At 68.8% G+C, this 19,810-nt stretch carries 17 protein-coding genes; 9 read left to right on the forward strand and 8 right to left on the reverse strand.

Annotation, left to right across the window (positions count from 1 at the left end):
- Positions 1–19: 19 nt before the first annotated feature.
- The 3 genes from HWX76_RS04250 (at position 20) to HWX76_RS04260 (ending at position 3,224) form a co-directional block, all read left to right on the forward strand.
- The gene (locus tag HWX76_RS04250) at positions 20–1,462 is read left to right on the forward strand and encodes a TAXI family TRAP transporter solute-binding subunit (protein ID WP_124555691.1); all 1,443 of its coding nucleotides are present in this window, start codon (positions 20–22) and stop codon (positions 1,460–1,462) included.
- Positions 1,463–1,556: 94 nt separating this feature from the next.
- Positions 1,557–2,195, forward strand: a complete 639-nt coding sequence (locus HWX76_RS04255) for a 2-hydroxychromene-2-carboxylate isomerase (RefSeq protein WP_050011707.1) — start codon at positions 1,557–1,559, stop codon at positions 2,193–2,195.
- A gap of 81 nt (positions 2,196–2,276) precedes the next feature.
- Positions 2,277–3,224, forward strand: coding sequence for a LysR family transcriptional regulator (locus HWX76_RS04260; RefSeq protein ID WP_050011708.1), 948 nt, complete (start codon positions 2,277–2,279; stop codon positions 3,222–3,224).
- Positions 3,225–3,269: 45 nt separating this feature from the next.
- Here the strand turns inward: HWX76_RS04260 and HWX76_RS04265 are convergent, their stop codons facing one another.
- The 4 genes from HWX76_RS04265 to xdhA all read right to left on the reverse strand — a co-directional run bounded on the left by HWX76_RS04265 (position 3,270) and on the right by xdhA (position 8,491).
- On the reverse strand, positions 3,270–3,671 hold the full coding sequence (locus HWX76_RS04265; protein ID WP_176015551.1) for a nuclear transport factor 2 family protein: 402 nt from the start codon (positions 3,669–3,671) through the stop codon (positions 3,270–3,272).
- A 113-nt stretch (positions 3,672–3,784) separates the two neighbouring features.
- Positions 3,785–4,453, reverse strand: coding sequence for a xanthine dehydrogenase accessory protein XdhC (gene xdhC / locus HWX76_RS04270; RefSeq protein WP_176015552.1), 669 nt, complete (start codon positions 4,451–4,453; stop codon positions 3,785–3,787).
- A gap of 69 nt (positions 4,454–4,522) precedes the next feature.
- Positions 4,523–6,886, reverse strand: a complete 2,364-nt coding sequence (gene xdhB, locus HWX76_RS04275; RefSeq protein WP_050011711.1) for a xanthine dehydrogenase molybdopterin binding subunit — start codon at positions 6,884–6,886, stop codon at positions 4,523–4,525.
- An 18-nt stretch (positions 6,887–6,904) separates the two neighbouring features.
- Positions 6,905–8,491 carry a xanthine dehydrogenase small subunit gene (gene xdhA / locus HWX76_RS04280; protein WP_176015553.1) on the reverse strand — a complete coding sequence of 529 codons (1,587 nt, stop codon included), beginning with the start codon at positions 8,489–8,491 and terminating at the stop codon, positions 6,905–6,907.
- A gap of 333 nt (positions 8,492–8,824) precedes the next feature.
- Between xdhA and HWX76_RS04285 the strand changes: the two genes are divergently transcribed.
- Complete coding sequence (locus HWX76_RS04285; RefSeq protein ID WP_050011713.1) at positions 8,825–10,039, forward strand: MFS transporter; 1,215 nt, start codon at positions 8,825–8,827, stop codon at positions 10,037–10,039.
- Between the two features lie 42 nt (positions 10,040–10,081).
- Here the strand turns inward: HWX76_RS04285 and HWX76_RS04290 are convergent, their stop codons facing one another.
- From HWX76_RS04290 to HWX76_RS04300, 3 genes are all read right to left on the reverse strand, one after another.
- Positions 10,082–10,633 carry an RES family NAD+ phosphorylase gene (locus HWX76_RS04290; protein WP_239468925.1) on the reverse strand — a complete coding sequence of 184 codons (552 nt, stop codon included), beginning with the start codon at positions 10,631–10,633 and terminating at the stop codon, positions 10,082–10,084.
- A 51-nt stretch (positions 10,634–10,684) separates the two neighbouring features.
- Positions 10,685–11,338, reverse strand: coding sequence for a hypothetical protein (locus tag HWX76_RS04295; RefSeq protein WP_244137945.1), 654 nt, complete (start codon positions 11,336–11,338; stop codon positions 10,685–10,687).
- A 122-nt stretch (positions 11,339–11,460) separates the two neighbouring features.
- The gene (locus tag HWX76_RS04300; protein WP_050011715.1) at positions 11,461–12,351 is read right to left on the reverse strand and encodes an EamA family transporter; all 891 of its coding nucleotides are present in this window, start codon (positions 12,349–12,351) and stop codon (positions 11,461–11,463) included.
- A 134-nt stretch (positions 12,352–12,485) separates the two neighbouring features.
- Here HWX76_RS04300 and HWX76_RS04305 point away from each other — a divergent pair, with 134 nt between their 5' ends.
- The gene (locus HWX76_RS04305; RefSeq protein WP_050011716.1) at positions 12,486–13,421 is read left to right on the forward strand and encodes an AraC family transcriptional regulator; all 936 of its coding nucleotides are present in this window, start codon (positions 12,486–12,488) and stop codon (positions 13,419–13,421) included.
- Between the two features lie 36 nt (positions 13,422–13,457).
- Here HWX76_RS04305 and HWX76_RS04310 read toward each other — a convergent pair whose 3' ends face one another.
- Entirely contained in the window at positions 13,458–14,669 is a 1,212-nt protein-coding gene (locus HWX76_RS04310) for an alanine--glyoxylate aminotransferase family protein (protein WP_050011717.1), read from the reverse strand.
- 747 nt (positions 14,670–15,416) lie between these two features.
- Here HWX76_RS04310 and HWX76_RS04315 point away from each other — a divergent pair.
- The 4 genes from HWX76_RS04315 (at position 15,417) to HWX76_RS04330 (ending at position 19,731) form a co-directional block, all read left to right on the forward strand.
- The gene (locus HWX76_RS04315) at positions 15,417–16,400 is read left to right on the forward strand and encodes a LysR family transcriptional regulator (protein WP_050011718.1); all 984 of its coding nucleotides are present in this window, start codon (positions 15,417–15,419) and stop codon (positions 16,398–16,400) included.
- Between the two features lie 30 nt (positions 16,401–16,430).
- Positions 16,431–17,429, forward strand: coding sequence for a 2-hydroxyacid dehydrogenase (locus HWX76_RS04320; protein ID WP_050011719.1), 999 nt, complete (start codon positions 16,431–16,433; stop codon positions 17,427–17,429).
- A gap of 172 nt (positions 17,430–17,601) precedes the next feature.
- Entirely contained in the window at positions 17,602–18,339 is a 738-nt protein-coding gene (bluB, locus tag HWX76_RS04325; protein WP_124555684.1) for a 5,6-dimethylbenzimidazole synthase, read from the forward strand.
- A gap of 222 nt (positions 18,340–18,561) precedes the next feature.
- Positions 18,562–19,731, forward strand: a complete 1,170-nt coding sequence (locus HWX76_RS04330) for an MFS transporter (protein WP_050011721.1) — start codon at positions 18,562–18,564, stop codon at positions 19,729–19,731.
- The last annotated feature ends 79 nt before the right edge of the window (positions 19,732–19,810 follow it).

Raw genomic sequence — 19,810 nt, forward strand, 5'->3', positions numbered from 1 at the left:
AGCGTCATCCGCCGATCCCATGAAGCCTGCCCGTCCCCGCCCGCCGCGCCGCATCCTCGCCCGCTTCGTCGCCGTGTCGTGGCGCGACCTCGCGCTGTCGATCGGCCCGACCGTGCTGCTCGCCGGCGCGGCCGTCTGGCTCGCGGTCAAGCTGATCCAGCCGGCGCCGCCGTCCACGCTCGTGATCTCGGCCGGGCCGCCCGGCAGCACGTACTGGAACGCCGCGCAGAAATACAAGACGATCCTCGCGAAAAACGGCGTCACGCTCGACGTTCAATCGTCCGAAGGTTCCGCGCAGAACCTCGCGCGGCTGTCGAACCCGAACGCGCCGGTCGACGTCGGCTTCGTGCAGAGCGGCATCGGCCCGAAGGAGCGCGACGAGCATCTGGTGTCGCTCGGCAGCATCGGCTACGTGCCGCTCGCGATCATGTACCGCGGCCCGGTCGTCGCGCGCCTGTCCGATTTCAAGGGCAAGCGGCTCGCGCTCGGCGCCGAAGGCAGCGGCGCGCGCGAACTGAGCCTCGCGCTGCTGAAGATGAACGGCATCGTGCCGGGCGGCCCGACCGAGTTGCTGCCGACCGCCGGCGAGGACGCCGCGACCGCGCTGCTCGACGGCAAGATCGACGCCGCGTTCCTGTCCGGCGACTCGACGCAGATCCCGGTGATGGCAAAGCTGTTCCGCGCGCCCGGCGTGCACGTATATTCGTTCACGCAGGCCGAGGCGTACGCGCGGCGCTTTCCGTATCTGACCGCAATCACGCTGCCGATGGGCGTCTACGATCTCGGCCGCAACCTGCCGCCGGCCGACATCCACACGGTCGCGCCGACGATCGAACTCGTCGCGCGCGACTCGCTGCACCCGGCGCTGTCCGACCTGCTGATCGAGGCCGCGCGCGAAGTGCACGGCCACGCGACGATCCTGCAGCACGCGGGCGAATTCCCGTCGTCCGTCACGCGCGGCTTTCCGCTGTCCGACGACGCCGCCCGCTACTACAAGTCGGGCAAGAGCTTCCTGTACCGGCGGCTGCCGTTCTGGGTCGCGAGCCTCGTCGACCGGCTGCTGGTCGTGGTCGTGCCGCTGATCGTCGTGCTGATCCCCGGGCTGCGGCTCGTGCCGTCGCTGTACGGCTGGCGCGTGCGCTCGCGCATCTACCGCTGGTACGGCGCGCTGATCGCGCTCGAGCGCCGCGCGCTCGGCGAACATACGGCCGAGGAGCGCGTGCAGTTGCTCGACGAGCTCGACGACATCGAGGAAGCCGTGAACCGGATGAAGATGCCGCTCGCGTACGCCGGGCAGTTCTACGTGCTGCGCGAGCACATCGGCTTCGTGCGCGAACGGCTCACCGCGCACGACCAGGATGCGCCGGCGGGCCCGCCCGGCGCCGGCAATTCGCCGGCGCGCGCGGAAACCGGCCCGCCGCCGGCCGGCGATGGCCCCCGGGCGACTCCCGGTTCCGCGTGAGCGAACGATCCGCGATCATTGCTGCATGCGCGCGCTGCCGCGTAACATGGAGGCCGCCGCCAGGCGCCGCACGCCCCCCCTTCTGGAGAACGACATGACAACCGGCCTCGATACCGCCCAACCCGCCTGGTTCTTCGACTTCGTGTCGCCGTTCTCGTATCTGCTGCTCGAGCAGCACGACAAATGGCCGGACGTGCCGTTCAACCCCGTCGCCGTATCGCTGCCCGACCTGCAGCGCCACTGGGGCCAGCGCCCGAGCGCCGACGTGCCGGCCAAGCGCGTGTTCACGTACCGTCACGCGCTGTTTCGCGCGGAACAGCTCGGCATCCGCTTCAAGATGCCGCCCGCGCATCCATTCGATTCCGACAAGGTGCTGCGCCTCGCGATCGCGCTGCGCGCCGATATCGTGACGGTGCTGGAAATGTTCCGCTTCGTCTGGCGAGAAGGCAACGATCCATCGACGCCGGACGGCTTCGCGGCGCTGTGCGAACGCGTCGGCGTGAGCCACGGCGACGAGCTGATCGAATTCGAGGAAACCGCCGCGCAGCTGGCCCGCAACACGGCCGATGCGATCGCGCTCGGCGTGTTCGGCGTGCCCACCTTCTGGATGAACAAGCAGCTGTTCTGGGGCGAGGACGCGCTGCCGATGGTGCTGTACTGCGCGCGCACGCCGAACTGGCTCGAATCGCGCGAGGTCAAGCGGATCAGCACGCTGCCGAAGGGCCGCGCGTGATGGGGTGCGTGATGGCCGGTATCACGCACGGCAACGCGCGGCTGCGGTAAGGTTACGCGTCCCCCGAATCACCCCCCACCAATGGACGACGACGACCGTACCGCCTCGCTCGACATCTGGCTCGTGCGCGTATTGCGCACGCTGTTGCTCGAGCGCAGCGTCACGCAGGCCGCGCTGCGGCTGAACCAGACCCAGCCCGCGATCAGCACCGCGCTGCGCAAGCTGCGCGAGACGCTGAACGACCCGATCCTCGTGCGCGGCAAATCCGGCATGGTGCCGACCGAATACGGCGCGTCGCTGCTCGAAGCCGCGTCGCGCGCGCTGCGCGAGGTCGACTTCATCGCGACGCCGCACGGCGACTTCGATCCGTCGTCCGCGCGGCGCACATTCCGCGTCGCCGCACCCGACTACCTGAACGATTTCTTCATGCCGACGCTGATCGAGCGCTTTCGCGACGCGGCGCCGCATGCGCATCTGGAAATCGATTCGCTGAATCCCGCGCTCGACCACGCGGGCGCGCTCCAATCGGGTGCGCTCGATCTCGTGATCGGCAACTGGCCGAAGCCCGACCCGCAGTTCGCGCGCCAGGACCTGTTCTCCGACACGATCGTGTGCCTGATGCGCGACGCGCATCCGCTCGCCCGCGAACCGCTCACGCGCGACGCGTATGCGTCGGCCGCGCACGTCGCGCCGACGCCGTACACCGGCGACAAGCGCAACGCGATCGAGATCGGCCTCGCGCGCGCACGCCTCACGCGGCGCATCGTGACGACGCTGCCGTATTTCGGGATCGTGCCGCAGGTGCTGCTGCAGTCGGACCTGATCTTCACGACGACGCGCCGCTTCGCGACGCACTATGCGCAACTGCTGCCGCTCGTCGTCGTCACGCCGCCCGTGCCGTTCCCGCGCATCAAGAGCTACCTGCTCACGCACCCGCAACCCGATCGGCCGACCGACATCGCGTGGCTGTGCGCGCTGATGCAGAGCGTGTCCGACGAACTGACGGTCGCCCGCACGCGCAAGCGCTGACGCGCGGCCAAAGCGCGGCGCGGAGTGGTCAGGCAGCGCGGCCGCTCAGGCCGTGCAGAAGGTTTCCTGCAGATGAGTCCAGCGCACGACGCCCGCCGCGTCGCGCGCGAACACGGCGGTCGCGCGGCGCGCCGGCAGTTCGCCCGCTACCGCATGCTGCGTTTCGAGATAGGTGATCACCGCATGCGCTGCATCGGCCGCGAGCACGCGGATCTCCGACAGCGCGATGTGCAGCCCCGGCTTCGCGCCGGCCAGCTTCGCGAACAGCGCGCGCATGCCGTCATGGTCGACCACGCGGCCGTCGGTCAGGATCATCGTGAAGTCGACGGAAAACGCGGCGAGCAGCGCATCGAGCGCCGCCGGCGCGGTATCGACGCCGGACAGCCAGCGCTCGATGGCGACGAGGCTCGCATCGAGCGCGTCGAGATAGACGGAGTGATCGGACATGGGGCGTGCACGGTGACGTGAAGCGCGGCCCGCTGCCGCGCGTTGTCGTGCAGTGTAGGCAAAAACGCGCGGTCGTGCGCCAACCGCGCGGCATGACCGTTTTACCGCGCGTTTTAGCGCGCGCAGGACAGGTCGTCGCGTGCGCGCCCGGCCGCGGCCGCCTTCGCATTGGCCACCGGCATGCCCGAGCGGGCCTGCAGCAGCTCCGCGCAGACGGCCACCGCGATCGCGCCCGGTGCCTTGTCGACGATGCCCGCGACGCCGATCGGGCACACCATCTCGACGAGCCGCGCCGGATCGACGCCGCGCGCGGCGAGCCGGCGCTCGAACTTCACGCGCTTGGTGCGCGAGCCGATCATTCCGAAGTACGCGTAGTCGCGCCGCCGCATGATCTGCGCGGCGAGCGCGAAGTCGAGCGCGTGGTTGTGCGTCATCACGAGGAAGTACGCGCCGGGCGGCGCCGCGTCGACGACGGCCTCCGGCGTGTCGGTCGGCTCCGGCTGCACGTTCGGCGGACATTCGTCCGGGAACAGCTCGTCGCGCGTGTCGACCCACTGCACGACGCACGGCAGCGCGCCGAGCAGCGTGACGAGCGCGTGGCCGACGTGCCCCGCGCCGAACAGCACGATGTGCATCGGCGGCGGTGCTGCGGTCACGCGGTTGCGCTGGCCGGAGCCGGGCGCGAACGGCTGTCGTTGCGACGACGCGCTGCCGCACGCGCCGTCGCATCCGGCGGCGGACGCCTGCGACGCGGCACGCGGCGAACGAGCGGGGCCGTTCATGCCGGCCTCCGTCGGGTCGTGCCGCCGTGAGCGAGCAACGAACGAAGCAAGCGCAAAGAGCGTTTCATCTCAACCTGCCCGGCTCGCGCTCGCCGCACGCACCGCGCCGATCGCGCGCAGGATCGACTCGCCCGTGGCCGGCGCGTCGAGCGGCGGATTCACCTGGTAGTCGCCGACCGCGGCCACCGCATCGCGCACCGCGAAGAACACCGAGAACGGCAGCAGCAGCGGCGGCTCGCCGACGGCCTTCGAGCGGTGGATGCTGTCCTCGACGTTGCGGTTCTGAAACAGCCGCACGTTGAACTCGGGCGGCGTGTCGTTCACCGTCGGGATCTTGTACGTGGACGGCGCATGCGTCATCAACTTGCCGCCCGCGTTCCACCACAGCTCCTCGGTCGTCAGCCAGCCCATTCCCTGGATGAACGCGCCTTCGACCTGGCCGATGTCGAGCGCCGGGTTCAGCGACGCGCCCACGTCGTGCAGCGCATCGACGCGCAGCGTGCGCATCTCGCCCGTCAGCGTGTCGACCACGACTTCCGACACGGCCGCGCCGTACGAGTAGTAGTAGAACGGCCGGCCCTGCAGCTTCGATTGATCCCAGTGCAGCTTCGGCGTCGCATAAAACCCGTCGGACCACAGCTGCACGCGCGCGAGATACGCCTTCGCGACCACCTCGCCGAACGGCACGCCATGGCCGCCGACCCACACGACGTCGTTGCCGAACTTCACGTCGGCCGCCTCGACGTTGCCGTCGCCGAACTGCTTCGCCGCGAACGCCGCGAGCCGCTCGCGCAACTGGCGCGCCGCGTCCTGCGCGGCCTTGCCGTTCAGGTCGGAGCCCGTCGACGCGGCGGTCGCGGACGTGTTCGCGACCTTGCTCGTGTCGGTCGCGGTCACGCGGATCCGGCCGAAGCGGATGCCGAGTTCGTGCGCGACGACCTGCGCGACCTTCGTGTTGAGCCCCTGCCCCATCTCCGTGCCGCCGTGGTTCACGAGCACCGAGCCGTCGGTGTAGATGTGCACGAGCGCGCCGGCCTGGTTGAAGTGCGTGACGTTGAACGCGATGCCGAATTTCACCGGCGTGAGCGCGATGCCTTTCTTCAGCACCGTGTTGCGGGCGTTGAAGGCGCGCACGCCCGCGCGCCGCGCGCGGTAGTCGCTCGTCGTCTCGAGTTCGCCGAGCAATTCGTGCAGCACGTTGTCCTCGACCGTCTGCCCGTACGGCGTCACGTTCCGTTCGGTCTTGCCGTACAGGTTCGCGTAGCGGACGTCGAGCGGATCGCGGCCGAGCGAACGTGCGATGTCGTCGAGGATGGTTTCGATCGCGAACGCGCCCTGCGGGCCGCCGAAGCCGCGGAACGCGGTGTTCGACTGCGTGTTGGTCTTGCCGCAGTAGCCGGCGATGTCGACGTCGCCGAGCCAGTACGCGTTGTCGAAGTGGCACACCGCGCGCGTCATCACCGGGCCCGACAGGTCGGCCGAGAAGCCGCAGCGCGACGTCATGTCGAGCGCGACGCCGTCGATGCGGCCGTCGTCGTCGTAGCCGACGTCGAAGCGGTAATGGAAGTCGTGCCGCTTGCCGGTGATCATCATGTCGTCGTCGCGGTCCGGACGCAGCTTCACCGGGCACAGCAGCTTCCATGCGGCGAGCGCCGCGCAGCATGCGAACAGGCCCGACTGCGATTCCTTGCCGCCGAAGCCGCCGCCCATCCGGCGGCATTCGACCAGCACGTTGTGCGACGCGACGCCGAGCACGTGCGCGACCAGGTGCTGCATCTCGCTCGGGTGCTGCGTCGAGCAGTACACGTGCATCCCGTCGTCGTCCTTCGGCACCGCGTACGCGATCTGCCCTTCCAGGTAGAACTGCTCCTGGCCGCCAAGCAGCATCTCGCCCGACTCGCGGTGCGGCGCGGCGGCGAGCCGCGCGGCCGCGTCGCCGCGCGCGAGCTTCAGCGGCGGAATCACGTAGGTTTCGGCCTTGCGCGCTTCCTGCGCGGTCAGGATCGCGGGCAGTTCCTCGTAGTCGACCTGCGCGCGCCGCGCGGCGAGCCGCGCGGTTTCATGCGACGTCGCGACGACGATGAACATCGGCTGGCCGACGAACTGCACGATGCCGTTCGCGAGCACCGGATCGTCGTGGATGATCGGGCCGCAATCGTTGACGCCCGGGATGTCGTCGGCCGTGAACACGGCGACCACGCCCGGCGTCGCGCGCACCGCGTCGAAGTTCATCGACACGATCTTCGCGTGCGGCTTCGCGGACAACCCGAGCGCCGCGTGCAGCGTGCCGGCGACGAGCGGGATGTCGTCGGTATAGGTCGCGCGGCCGCTCACGTGCAGGTGGGCGGATTCGTGCGCACGCGACACGTGCACCTGCGCGGCGTCGGCCTGCGGGTCGAGGGTGCTCAGGAACGGTTCTGCTTGCTGGTTCATGTTCGGTGTTCTCCGTCGTCAGACGCGTGCCGCGTCGTCGGCAACTTCAGCGCCTGCTTCGGCGGCCACTTCGCGCACGTTCAGCGCCTGCGGCGGCAGCGGGTCGTGCGGGCGCGTCTCCAGCCAGAATCGGAACATCAGGTTCTTCGCGGTATCGAGGCGATACGTGCTGGTTGCGCGCATGTCGGACAGCGGCTGGTAGTCGCGCTCGAGCGCCTGCATCGCGGCCTGCGCGGTGGCTTCGTGCCACTGCGCGCCGTCGAGCACGGCTTCCGTATGGGCCGCGCGCTTCGGCGTCGCGGCCATCCCGCCGAACGCGATGCGCGGCTCGCGGATCCTGTCGCCGTCCGCGATGAACGCGAACGCCGCGCACACGGCCGAGATGTCCGAATCGAACCGCTTCGACAGCTTGTACGTGCGGAACTGCAGCTTTGCACGGGCGCCGGTGCGGGTCGGCACCTTCACGCCGACGACGAATTCGTGCGGCGCCAGGTCCTTTTGTTGATAACCGGTGTACAGCGCCTCGAGCGGCAGCTCGCGCACCGTGTCGCCGCCGCGCAGCACGACGCGTGCGCCGAGCGCGATCAGGCCCGGCATCGAATCGCCGATCGGCGAGCCGTTCGCGACGTTGCCGCCGAGCGTGCCCGCGTTGCGGATCGGCAGCGACGCGAAGCGCTTCCACATCTCGGTCAGTTCCGGATAGGTTCCGGCGAGCGCCGCATAGGCCTTTTCGACCGTCACGCCCGCGCCGATCCCGATCCAGTCGTCGCCGTGCACGACCTGCTGCAGTTCGGCGATCTGGCCGACGTAGATCAGGTCGTCGAGGCGGCGCATCTGCTTGGTGACCCACAGGCCGATGTCGGTGCTGCCCGCGAGAATGCGCGCGTCGGGACGCTCGGCCTTCAGCGCGGCCAGCGCGTCGAGCGTGCGCGGCGCCGCGAAGCGCGCGCCGTTGACCGTCGCGTAGTCGAACGTGTCGTCGCGCTTGAGCGATGCGAGCGTGCGGGCGAGCGCGGCCGTGTCGACCGGCGCGGCCGGCTGCGGCGCGGCTTCGCCGGTCGCGCCTTCGCCGCTCGCATCGAACATCCGCACCGCCGCATCGACGATCGGGCGATAGCCGGTACAGCGGCACAGGTTGCCCGTCAGCGCATCGGCGATCTCGGTGCGCGTCGGCACGTCCTTCGCCTTCGCGCACGCGCTGCCGCAGCCTTCGTGGCCGTGCTTCTCGTACAGCGCCCACATCGACATCACGAAGCCGGGCGTGCAGAAGCCGCACTGCGACCCGTGGCAATCGACCATCGCCTGCTGCACCGGGTGCAGCGAACCGTCCGGCCGGCGCAGGTCCTCGACCGTGAGCAGCGCCTTGCCGTCGAGCGTCGGCAGGAACTGGATGCATGCGTTGACGGCCTTGAACTCGACCGCGCCGGCGTCGGTCAGCTCGCCGACGACGACCGTGCACGCGCCGCAGTCGCCTTCCGCGCAGCCTTCCTTGGTGCCGGTGCAATGCGCGTCCTCGCGCAGGTATTGCAGCACGGTGCGGGTCACGTCCGCGCCGCTGACTTCGCGGATCGCGTGACGATGGTAGAAGCGGATCGGCTCACTCATGTCTCGGTGTTTCTTCAAATGGGGGGCAAGGCGGCCTGCGCGGAGCGCTCGACCGACGTTTTTCCGACAGTTTGCACGCTATCACCGTCAAATTCCGCAACCCATAGCCCATCACGCATGCGGCTCATATAACTGCCGCGATATGCGCGCCCGGCCGGCTGACGCCCTTGCCGGACGGGGCGCTCCGTCCATCCCTGCCCCCGTGACCGGCGGTCCTCTCTACGAACGGGGCGCAGTTAACTAAGCGGTACCTGCGTGAAAACCGGTTCCATGGGAAAATCCCGATTCCCTTTTCCGCCGTTTTCCGTTGGCTCCGCCATTCGTTCCGACCCCATGTCATCCGATTCCGCCACACCGCCGCGCAGCGGGTTTGCGGTCACGCTGCAAATCGTGTCCGTCGTCTGCTTCACGTTCATCTGCTACCTGACCATCGGCCTGCCGCTCGCGGTGCTGCCCGGCTTCGTCCACGACGACCTCGGCTTTTCCGCGATCGTCGCGGGCGGGGCGATCAGCGTCCAGTATTTCGCGACGCTCGCGTCGCGGCCGCTCGCCGGGCGCCTCGCCGATACGCTCGGGCCGAAGCAGACGGTGCTGCGCGGGCTGGTCGGCTGCGGCGTGTCGGGCGTGCTGCTGCTGGTCGCGCTGCTGCTCGCGCACTGGCCGGTCGCGAGCCTCGTGCTGCTGGTCGCGAGCCGGCTCGTGCTCGGCGTCGGCGAAAGCCTGTGCGGCACCGGCGCGATCCTGTGGGGCATCGGCCGGGTCGGCGTCGCGCACAACGCGAAGGTGATCTCGTGGAACGGCATCGCGACCTACGGCGCGCTCGCGCTCGGCGCGCCGGTCGGCGTCGCGATCGCGCATACGCTGAATCCGGCACTGATCGGCGTGATCGTGATCGCGCTGGCCGCGCTCGGCTTCACCCTCGCTCGCCCGATCGCGCCGGTGCCGCTCGTGCACGGCGAACGGATGTCGTATGCGAGCGTGTTCACGCGCGTGCTGCCGCACGGCCTCGGCCTCGCGCTCGGTTCGGCCGGCTTCGGCTCGATCGCGACGTTCGTCACGCTGTACTACGCGGCGCGCCACTGGCCGAACGCCGCGCTGTCGCTGACCGTGTTCGGCACGCTGTTCATCGGCGCGCGCTTGCTGTTCGCGAACACGATCAAGACCTACGGCGGCTTCCGCGTCGCGATCGTGTCGTTCGCGTTCGAATCCGCGGGCCTTTTGCTGCTGTGGCTCGCGCCGGTGCCGCACGTCGCGCTCGTCGGCGCCGCGCTGACGGGCTTCGGCTTCGCGCTGATCTTCCCGGCGCTCGGCGTCGAGGCCGTCGCGCTGGTGCCGCCCGCGAGCCGCGGCGCGGCGCTGTCCGCGTATTCGGTGTTCCTCGACCTGTCGCTCGGCATCACCGGCCCGCTCGCCGGCTATGTGGCCGGTGCGTTCGGCTATCCGCAGGTGTTCCTGTTCGCGGCGGTGGCCGCGGCCGCGGGCGTCGCGCTGTCGATGGTGCTGTACCAGCGGCAGGCGCGCGTGGCGGGGAGCGGCGCGGCGGCGTGAGAGGGATGCGCGCGTTGGCGCGTGGGTCACGCGCCACACGCGTCAACGCAGCAGTACGTTGAAGTCCCGCAATACGCGGGCCGCATCGGGATGACGCCTGAACGGAACGGCGCGCCCGAGCGAGAGCTTCGGTTCGGCACGATCGAACAGCACGAGCGCTTCCGACGTGTTGAGATGGCGCGACATGTATAAAAACCCGTCGACGCGACGGGGATGCCGGTGGACGGCAAGCGACCACTGTTGCGGAACGTCGTACGGTGCGATGGTCGACAACGCGCCGTCACCCCCGAGATTCTTCAGTGGCAAGCCGTGCAGGACGGCGACGGTCAGCGGCGCGCCGCCAAACGAAAGGACGTAGCGATCGAGTTCGGTCGTCACGAGCGGGAAACCGCCCAGCGCCAGATCGGCGACTTCGTCGTGCAGCACCGTCTCGGCGAATGCGCAATGCAGATCGAAGCCGAAATAGCTGGTGCCGTACCGCCGTCGCTTGCGTGGATCGTCGAAGCGGTTGCCGCCCGACTTGCCGAAGTACGGCTCGCCCGTCGCGAATCGCGAGATGCGCAGCAGCGCCGTCGGCGCAACTTCGCGAGTCACCAGTGTCGCGCTCGCGAAATGTGCTCCTGGCGCCGTCAGCAAACGGGCCGCCTAGCGCTCGGCGAACGCCGTGGCGGCGCGCTCGACTTCACCCACCTTCCCGCGCGACAGCGCGACGAGCGGCGTGACGTTGCCCAGCGATGCCTTCGGCGTCGTGAAGAACTGCCATTTGCTCCATCCCGGCAAACCGCCCAGACATTGGGTCACCCGGCCCAACGTCTTCCGATCGATATCTCCCGCCAGGTAGAAGGCCGGGTAGTACTGTGCGGCGCCGACATCGACCGTGAAGATCCGGCCGGACGCCACGGCCTTGCTGAGCGCCTGCCGCGTCATGCCGAGGCCGACCCATGTCTGCGCGGCGGGCAGCAGCTTGCCGTCGGCGACCAGCATGCGCCGTTCGGCCTGCACCTGCCGCTCCGGATCGGCGGCGGCGACTGCCGCCGCCCGCTTCTTCCCGCGGGCCGGCCTGTCGCGCGTCGCCGCAGCGGCGATGCCGAACGTGATCGTGCCGGCCAGATCGATGACCTGCGCGATGCCGACCTTGAACAGGTGCCCCAATTGCTCGTCGGACAGGCTGAGCAGCGCCCGCGCGCGATCGGGGCCGAGCATGGTCGCCGCGCCGACGGCGCTGCGCAGCGCTTCCTCCGTCTCGACATCAAGAACGACGGCCGTTCCTTCCAGCGTATGAGCCCGCGCAATCATCATCACCTCCCGTCACTACCGGAATGATCGAGCGTAGCCTTGAATCGAAACAAAGTCAACCGTGTCAACCAAATCAACCGTTCGCCGGTTTCCTCGATCGCGGGTTCGCGCAGCCGCGAACGCCGTCACGCCGTCCGCAGAAACAACCGCCGCGTGAGGTCGAACGCGACGAGATTGCCGGCCACCACGAGCAGCAGCCCGATCACCGCGAGGGGCGACCACTGGTAGCCCTCGAACACCGTCGACACGGCCAGCGCGACGATCGGGAACAGCACCGTGCAGTACGCGGCGCGCTCCGGCCCGATCCGGCCGACGAGCGTCAGGTACGCGGTGAAACCGATCACCGAGCCCGGCACGGCGAGGTACGCGAGCGCGCCGAGATAGCGCGGGCTCGTGTCGAGCGTGAACGGCATCCCGGCCACCGCGGCGCCGACGGTCAGGATCGCCGCGCCGATCAGCATCGCCCAGCCGTTGGTCGCGAGCGGGTGCAGCCCCATCGACTGCATCCGGCTCGACAGCAGGTTGCCTGCCGAGAAGCACATCGTGCCGGCGAACGCGATCGCGAGCCCCGTCCACGTCGCGTGGTCGTCGAGATGGCCAGCCATCTGCTGCCAGAACAGGCACGCGATGCCGGTCAGGCCGAGCAGCGCGCCGGCGATCGCCGACGGCCGCAGCGGGCGGCCCATGAACAGCCGGCCGTTGATCGAGTTCAGCAGCGGCGCGGTCGAGAAGATCACCGCGACGAGCCCGCTCGGCACGACCTGCTCCGCATAGTAGAAACACAGGAAATTCAGGCAGAACAGCGCGAAGCCCTGCGCGACGAGAAAGCGCCACGCTTCGCGCGGGGGGCGCACCGGGCGGCGCATCACGCGCAGCAGCGCGAACAGCACGGCGGCCGCGAGCCAGAAGCGCCACGCGATCGACACGGGCGGCGGCACCGAGCCGAGCTGCCACTTGATCGCGATCCAGGTGGTGCCCCAGATCAGCACGGTGACGAAATAAAGCGACAGGTTCATGGCGGCGTTCCTGACAATCGGGTGAATCGGGATCCCGACTATGCCGTCGCCCCGCGCGCGCCGATTGTCCGGAATTGCGGTCTTTTTCGGGACGCCGCACGCGGCGCCGCGCGCCCGCTTATACTCGGCCCATCATGAGTCTCTCCCTCTGCGCCCCGCCCGTCGACCGCACCACCGCCCTGGCTGGCGGCGATCTGCCGTTCGGCCTGCAGTCGGTGTGCCGCACGCTCGCCGACGCGAACGCGACGCTCGAGCGCTTCGCGTGGCTCGGCGACCACCTCGCGATCGCCGAATGGACGCGGATCACCGACGAAAGCGAGACGGTCTACGAGCAGCCCGGCCACCACACGCTGTCGTGCTACCTCGACGGCGGCTACCGGACCGAGCGCCAGCGCGTGCCGCGCTACGGCGCGCCGAGCCTGCTGTGCGCGTTGCCGGGTGACCACGAATCGCGCTGGTGGGTGCGCGGCGAAATGCATTTCATCCACCTGTATTTCCTGCCCGAGCACTTCACGCAGCGCGCGATCCGCGAGCTCGATCGCGAACCGCGCGAGCTGAAGCTCGCCGATCGCACCTATTTCGAGGATGCGCGCGTCGCGGCGCTGCTGCGCTCGCTCGCGCTCGACGGCTGGGACGATGCGGACGACCGGCTGCGCGTGAACGAGACCGCGCACGACGTGCTGAGCCTGCTGCTGCGCGGGCAGAGCACGACGCGCACCGACACGTCGTTCCGCGGCGGGCTCGCGCCGGCCGTGCGCCGCCGCGTGCGCGACTACATCGACACGTATCTCACGCAGCCGCTGACGCTCGGCGAACTCGCCGAGGTTGCCGCGCTGTCCGAATACCATTTCTCGCGGATGTTCCGGCTGTCGTTCGGCCGCGCGCCGCACGCATGGGTGGCCGAGCAACGGCTTGCCCGCGCCCGCGAGCTGCTGCGCACGACGGCGCTGCCGCTCGCGCAGATCGCGGCCGACTGCGGCTACGCGAACGCCGGCCACTTCAGCCATCGCTTTCGCGACGCGCACGGCACGACGCCGAATACGTACCGGCGCGCGATGCAGGGCCGCTGAGCGCGGCCCGCTTCCTCGTTTCCTCGCTGCTCCCGCTTACGCGCCGCGCCGCGACAGTTCCTGTTCGAGCGCCGCGACGCCGGCCGGCAGGTCGACCGGCACCTTCAGGTCGACCATCGTGCGGCCGAACGCATGCAGCGTGCGGAACAGGTTGTGTTCGCGGCACTGCTCGCCCATCTGCCCGATCCGCACGATCGGCAAGCCGAACGAGCCGGAGATCTCGACCTGGTACTGCTTCGAGATATGGCCGCAGACCATCCCGGGCGTGAGCCCCTCGGGCGTCTCGATCCCGACCACCGAATTGAGCCGGCAGTCCTTCGGCGCATAGAGCTTGAGCCCCATCGATTCGACGCCCGCCTGCAGCGCCAGCGAGCAGCGCAGGTGGCGCGCGAAGCGGCTTTCGAGCGTCTCCGCGCAGACGAGCCGCAGCGCCTCGTGCAGCGCGAGCACGCCCGACACGGGCGCCGTGTAGTGATAGCCGGCGTTGTGCCAGAAGTTCTCCGCGAGCGCCATGTCGAGGCACCAGTGCGCGTTCGGCTCGGGGCGATGCTTCATGCGGTCCCACGCGGCATCGGAGAACGCGATCAGCGACACGCCGGGGATCGACGACAGCCCCTTCTGGCCGCCGGTGATCACCGCGTCGATGCCCCACGCATCCATCTCGAGCGGCATCGTCGACAGCGTGCACACCGCGTCGACGACCACCAGCGCGCCGGCCGCCTTCGCGAGCGCGGCGATGTCGCGCAGGTCGCGGTTCCAGACGGTGTTCGACGTCTCGCCCTGCACGATCGTGACGATTTCGGGCTGCTCGCGGGCGATCGCGTCGGCGATCTCGTCGAGGCTCGCGACCGCGCGGTCGGCCACTTCGAGCGTCGCGACGTCGGCGCCGACGCGCGTGGCCATCTCGGCCATCCGCGCGCTGAAGAAGCCGTTGCGGATCGACAGCACGCGCGTGCCGCGCCAGGCGAGGTTCGAGATCGCCATTTCCATCGCGGCCGAGCCCGGGCCCGCGACGCCGAGCACCCACTTCGTGCGGGTCTGGAACACGTAGCGCGCCATCTCCTTCACCTGCTCGATGATCTTCGCCATCGTCGCGCCGAGGTGGTTGATCACGATCGTGTTCGCCTTGGCCACCGCGGCCGGGATCGGCACCGGGCCGGCTCCCATCATCAGCAGCGGTTCTTCGGGCAGGATCGCGTCGAGCGGCACGACGACGGGACAGGGAATCGGCGAATAATCGATGGACATGGCTGGAAAAGGATGAGGAAAGGAAGTGCCCGGACGCCCGTAGCACGGCGCGGCCAACTCATCGATCATTCCGTGTTCCGCCGCCTCGCGCAAGAGGCGCGCACGTCCGGACAGCGCGACGGTGGCCCGGTCGCCGGACCGGGCCAGCCGGCCGCACACCGCGCCCGCGATGGCTGGCCGGATTGAAAAGGGATTGCCTGCCGGCCGCGAAACGGTTCCACTCGGGGTTCCGAACGCACGATTTTCTCCGCCAATATCGAGATGATTCGTCGAAAACGGCAGTTCAGCCTCATTCGCGGATGGAACGAAATGTACCGACCACCTGATACAAATCGCGGAACGAATGCGATACACAAAATCCGAACGTGGAAAAAACATCCACTATTGCAGCATGTATTGGGGAACGACGCCGAAAGCGCTGCGCCACGGGCTGCCAAAATTTCTCCCAACATACTGATTAAAAAAGATATTTTTCAAGAAACCGCGCATACTCCAATACCATGCCGGTTTTGCCGCCCCGCGCTTGCTGCATTGCAGCGTTAAACGGGTACTCGCGATTTCGATTTTACGCAAGCCGCCCGTTTTCTCAGGTTGACGGATATCTGTTCTTTATTTAACAATCATCTGCGGAATCGAAAATTCTATTTTCGAGACGAGGGAGAGCTGGGGCCGCGCGATGCGCTTTCGACGTTGCGCGGCGATAAATCACAACCAAAATCAATCAACCGGGCCAGAAATACGCAAGCCATGAACCAGATTCAGACCATGCGTGTATTCGTCTGCGTCGCCGAGCAGCAAAGCTTCCGGCGCGCGGCGCACCATCTCGGCGTGTCCAATGCGCTCGTCACGCGTTCGATCGCGATGCTCGAGGGCCACCTGAACACACGGCTGATCCATCGCACCACGCGCAACCTGTCGCTTACCGAGGCCGGCGTGCGCTACCTCGACGGTTGCCGTGCGTTGCTCGAGGAATTCGACCACCTCGAATCGTCCGTCGCGCATGCCGTGCGCGAACCGGCCGGCACGCTGCGCGTCGTCGCGTCGGGGCTGCTGTCGCCGCTCGCGCTGACGCCGCTCGTCAGCAGCTTCCGGCACCGCTACCCGGAGCTGCGCGTGCAGCTGACCGTCGCCGAAGGGCCGCTCGACGTGCTCGATTCGGGCTACGACGTCGGCATCGTCACGGGCACCCGGCTCGACGGCAACCCGTCGCTGATCGGCCATGCGCTCGCGCCGAACCCGTTCGTCGCGTGCGCGGCGCCCGCGTATCTCGACCGCCGCGGCGAGCCGCGCGTGCCCGACGACCTGCCGGGCCACGACTGGGTCACGCTCGCGGCGCACCAGCACGCGCCGACGTGGCAACTCGTCGGTCACGACGGCGTCGCCCATACGGTCACGGTGCGCCCGGCCTGCACGGTCAATCAGCTCGCGCTCGTGCAGGCGGCGGCCGTGGCCGGTGCCGGCATCGCGGTGCTGCCCGAGCCGTGCGTGGCCGACGCGCTCAACCACGGCACGCTCGTGCGGCTGATGGCCGGCTACCGGATCGACGATCCCGACGCGCAGTTGTCGCTCGTCTATCCGAACCGCCAGTACGTGCCGGCCCGGACGCGCAGCTTCGTCGAGCACGCGCTCGAGCACTTCGGCGCGCCGGCCGCCCGCGGGCAGACGGACTACGACTTCCTGCGGCCGGTGCGCGGCCCCGAACGCTCCGACATCGTCACGGGCCTGCAGTAAACTGCGCGCGTCAGCCATCGGAGGTGCAGCGTGCGCGTGATCCTGTTCAGCAGCCGGCAGTACGACGACGATTCGTTCACCGCCGCCAACCGGCAGTTCGGCTATCGGCTGCACTTCCAGCCGTCGCACCTCGACGCGGAAACGGCGATCCTCGCGCACGGCTATGACGTCGTCTGCCCGTTCGTCAACGACACCGTCGACGCGGCCGTGCTCGAACGGCTCGCCGACGGCGGCACGCGGCTGATCGCGCTGCGCTCGGCGGGCTTCAACCACGTCGACCTCGCCGCCGCCGAACGGCTCGGCATCACGGTCGTGCGCGTGCCCGCGTATTCGCCGCACGCGGTGGCCGAGCACGCGGTCGCGCTGATCCTCGCGCTCAACCGCCGCCTGCCGCGCGCGGTCGCGCGCACGCGCGAAGGCGATTTCTCGCTGAACGGCCTGCTCGGCTTCGACCTCCACGGCAAGACCGTCGGCGTGATCGGCACCGGCATCATCGGCAGCGTGTTCGCGAAGATCATGATGGGCTTCGGGATGCACGTGCTCGCGCACTCGGTGCCGCCGTACGACGACGAGCTGATCGCGTTCGGCGCGCGCTACGTCGAACTCGACGAGCTGCTGCATCACGCCGACATCGTCAGCCTGCATTGCCCGCTGCTGCCGTCGACGCACCACCTGATCAACGAACGCACGCTCGCGCGGATGAAGCACGGCGCGATGCTGATCAACACGGGGCGCGGCGGCCTCGTCGATGCGCAGGCGCTGATCGACGCGCTCAAGAGCGGCCAGCTCGGCCATCTCGGGCTGGACGTGTACGAGGAGGAAAGCGGGCTGTTCTTCGAGGATCACTCGGACCTGCCGCTGCAGGACGACGTGCTCGCGCGCCTGCTGACGTTCCCGAACGTGATCGTCACGTCGCACCAGGCGTTCTTCACGCGCGAGGCGCTGGCCGAGATCGCGCACACGACGCTGCTGAACATCGAGGCGTGGCATGCGCGGACGCCGCAGAACGTCGTAATTGCAAATCGCTGAAAAACCGCCCATTTGAGGGCTTGCGGCGCATTCGCAATCGTTTGCTTACGCCTCGCGCCGCGAAGCGCACTCACATTCGTCCACAATTCAGCGCATTGTTTCGGTTGAAGTAACGTTTCGAGCGCGCGGTCTGCTATCGTTGCGCCGACGTCCTTCCCTGCCTTGTCCGCTCATGCGTTTCGACGACTCCGACCTCGCCGCTGTCTACCGCGCCATCTTCGAACGGCGCGACATGCGTCACTTCACGCCGGCGCCCGTCGATCCGGCCGTGCTCGCGCGGCTGCTGCGCGCGGCGCACCACGCGCCGAGCGTGGGCTTCATGCAGCCGTGGCGCTTCATCCGCATCACCGATCCCGCCTTGCGCACCGCCATTCATGCGCTGGTCGACGCCGAGCGCCGCGCGACCGCCGACGCACTCGGCGAGCGCCAGGACGAATTCATGCGGCTGAAGGTCGAAGGTGTGCGCGAATGCGGCGAGTTGCTGGTCGTCGCGCTCGCCGACGGCCGCGAACGCCACGTGTTCGGCCGCCGCACGCTGCCGGAGATGGATCTGGCCTCCGCCGCGTGCGCGATCCAGAACATGTGGCTCGCGGCGCGCGCCGAAGGGCTCGGGATGGGCTGGGTGTCGTTGTTCGACGTCGATGCGCTGCGCACGCTGCTGCGGATGCCCGACGGCGCGAAGCCGATCGCCGTGCTCTGCGTCGGGCACGTCGACGCGTTCTACGCGAAGCCGATGCTCGAAGAAGAACGCTGGGCCGCGCGGATGCCGATCGAAGCATGCCTGTTCGAGAACGGCTGGGACGAGCCGGCGGCGATCGACGGGGCCGGATCGGCGGCGGCGCCAGTCGAGACTGAAAAGAAAAAACCATCGGATGCGATGGCCGACGGGTCGCCCGAACGCATCGCCTGATCCACATTCGGTCGCAGCCGTCGCCTCGCTGCTGAATCGCCGTCGATCCCACACTGTGAGCACCCTGCGCGCCGCCCCGTCGCACGCCGGCAACACCCATTTTGGCCCCAAGCATCAGGGTTTTCACTGAAGTAGAATCGCGGCTGACTCTCGCCTCATCGACCGCCCGTCCCGCGCATCCCGCGCCCGGCTCGAGCGGCATCCTTTCCCGAGCCTACCGCGATGCCCCTGCCTCTTTTCGCCCTTGCCGTCGCCGCATTTGGAATCGGTACCACCGAATTCGTGATCATGGGGCTGCTGCCCAATGTCGCGCGCGACCTCGGCGTGTCGATCCCGGCCGCCGGGATGCTCGTGTCGGGCTACGCGCTCGGCGTGACGATCGGCGCGCCGATCCTCGCGATCGTCACCGCGAAGATGCCGCGCAAGCGTGCGCTGATGGGGCTGATCGGACTGTTCATCGCCGGCAACCTGTTCTGCGCGATCGCGCCCGGCTACGCGGTGCTGATGGCCGCGCGCGTCGTCACCGCGTTTTGCCACGGGGCGTTCTTCGGCATCGGTTCGGTGGTCGCGAGCAACCTCGTCGCGCCGAACCGCCGCGCGCAGGCGATCGCGCTGATGTTCACCGGCCTCACGCTCGCGAACGTGCTCGGCGTGCCGCTCGGCACCGCGCTCGGCCAGGCGTTCGGCTGGCGCGCGACGTTCTGGGCCGTCACCGGCATCGGCATCGCCGCGGCCGCCGTGCTCGCGGTGTGCCTGCCGAAAAACCTCGCGATGCCCGACACCAGCATCACGCGCGAATTCAGCGTGCTGAAGCACCCGCAGGTGCTGATGGTGCTCGGCATCAGCGTGCTCGCGTCCGCGAGCCTGTTCAGCGTGTTCACGTACATCGCGCCGATCCTCGAGGACGTGACCGGCTTCTCGCCGCATCAGGTCACCTACGTGCTGCTGCTGTTCGGACTCGGCCTGACGGTCGGCGGCACGCTCGGCGGCAAGCTCGCCGACTGGCGCCGGATGCCGTCGCTGATCGCGACGCTCGCGCTGATCGGCATCGTCCTCGCGCTGTTCGCCGGCACGATGCATCTGCCGTTCGCCGCGCTCGCGACGGTTTTCGTGTGGGGCATCCTCGCGTTCGCGATCGTGCCGCCGCTGCAGATCATGATCGTCGATCGCGCGAGCGACGCGCCGAACCTCGCGTCGACGCTGAACCAGGGCGCGTTCAACCTCGGCAACGCGACCGGCGCATGGCTCGGCGGGATGGCGATCGGCTCCGGCGTGTCGCTCGTGAGCCTGCCGTGGGTCGGCGTCGCGATGGCCGTCGCGGCGCTCGCGCTCACGCTGTGGTCGGCGTCGCTCGAACGCCGGCCGGTGGTCGTGCCGACCGAATACGTGTGACGCAACCCTGCTGAGATCGTTGCGGACACAACGCCATCCGAACCTGACGGCCTTCATGGACCTTTCACCGGTCGCGGTG

This window comes from Burkholderia sp. BCC0398 (assembly GCF_902833245.1).
Taxonomy (GTDB): Bacteria; Pseudomonadota; Gammaproteobacteria; order Burkholderiales; family Burkholderiaceae; genus Burkholderia; species Burkholderia sola.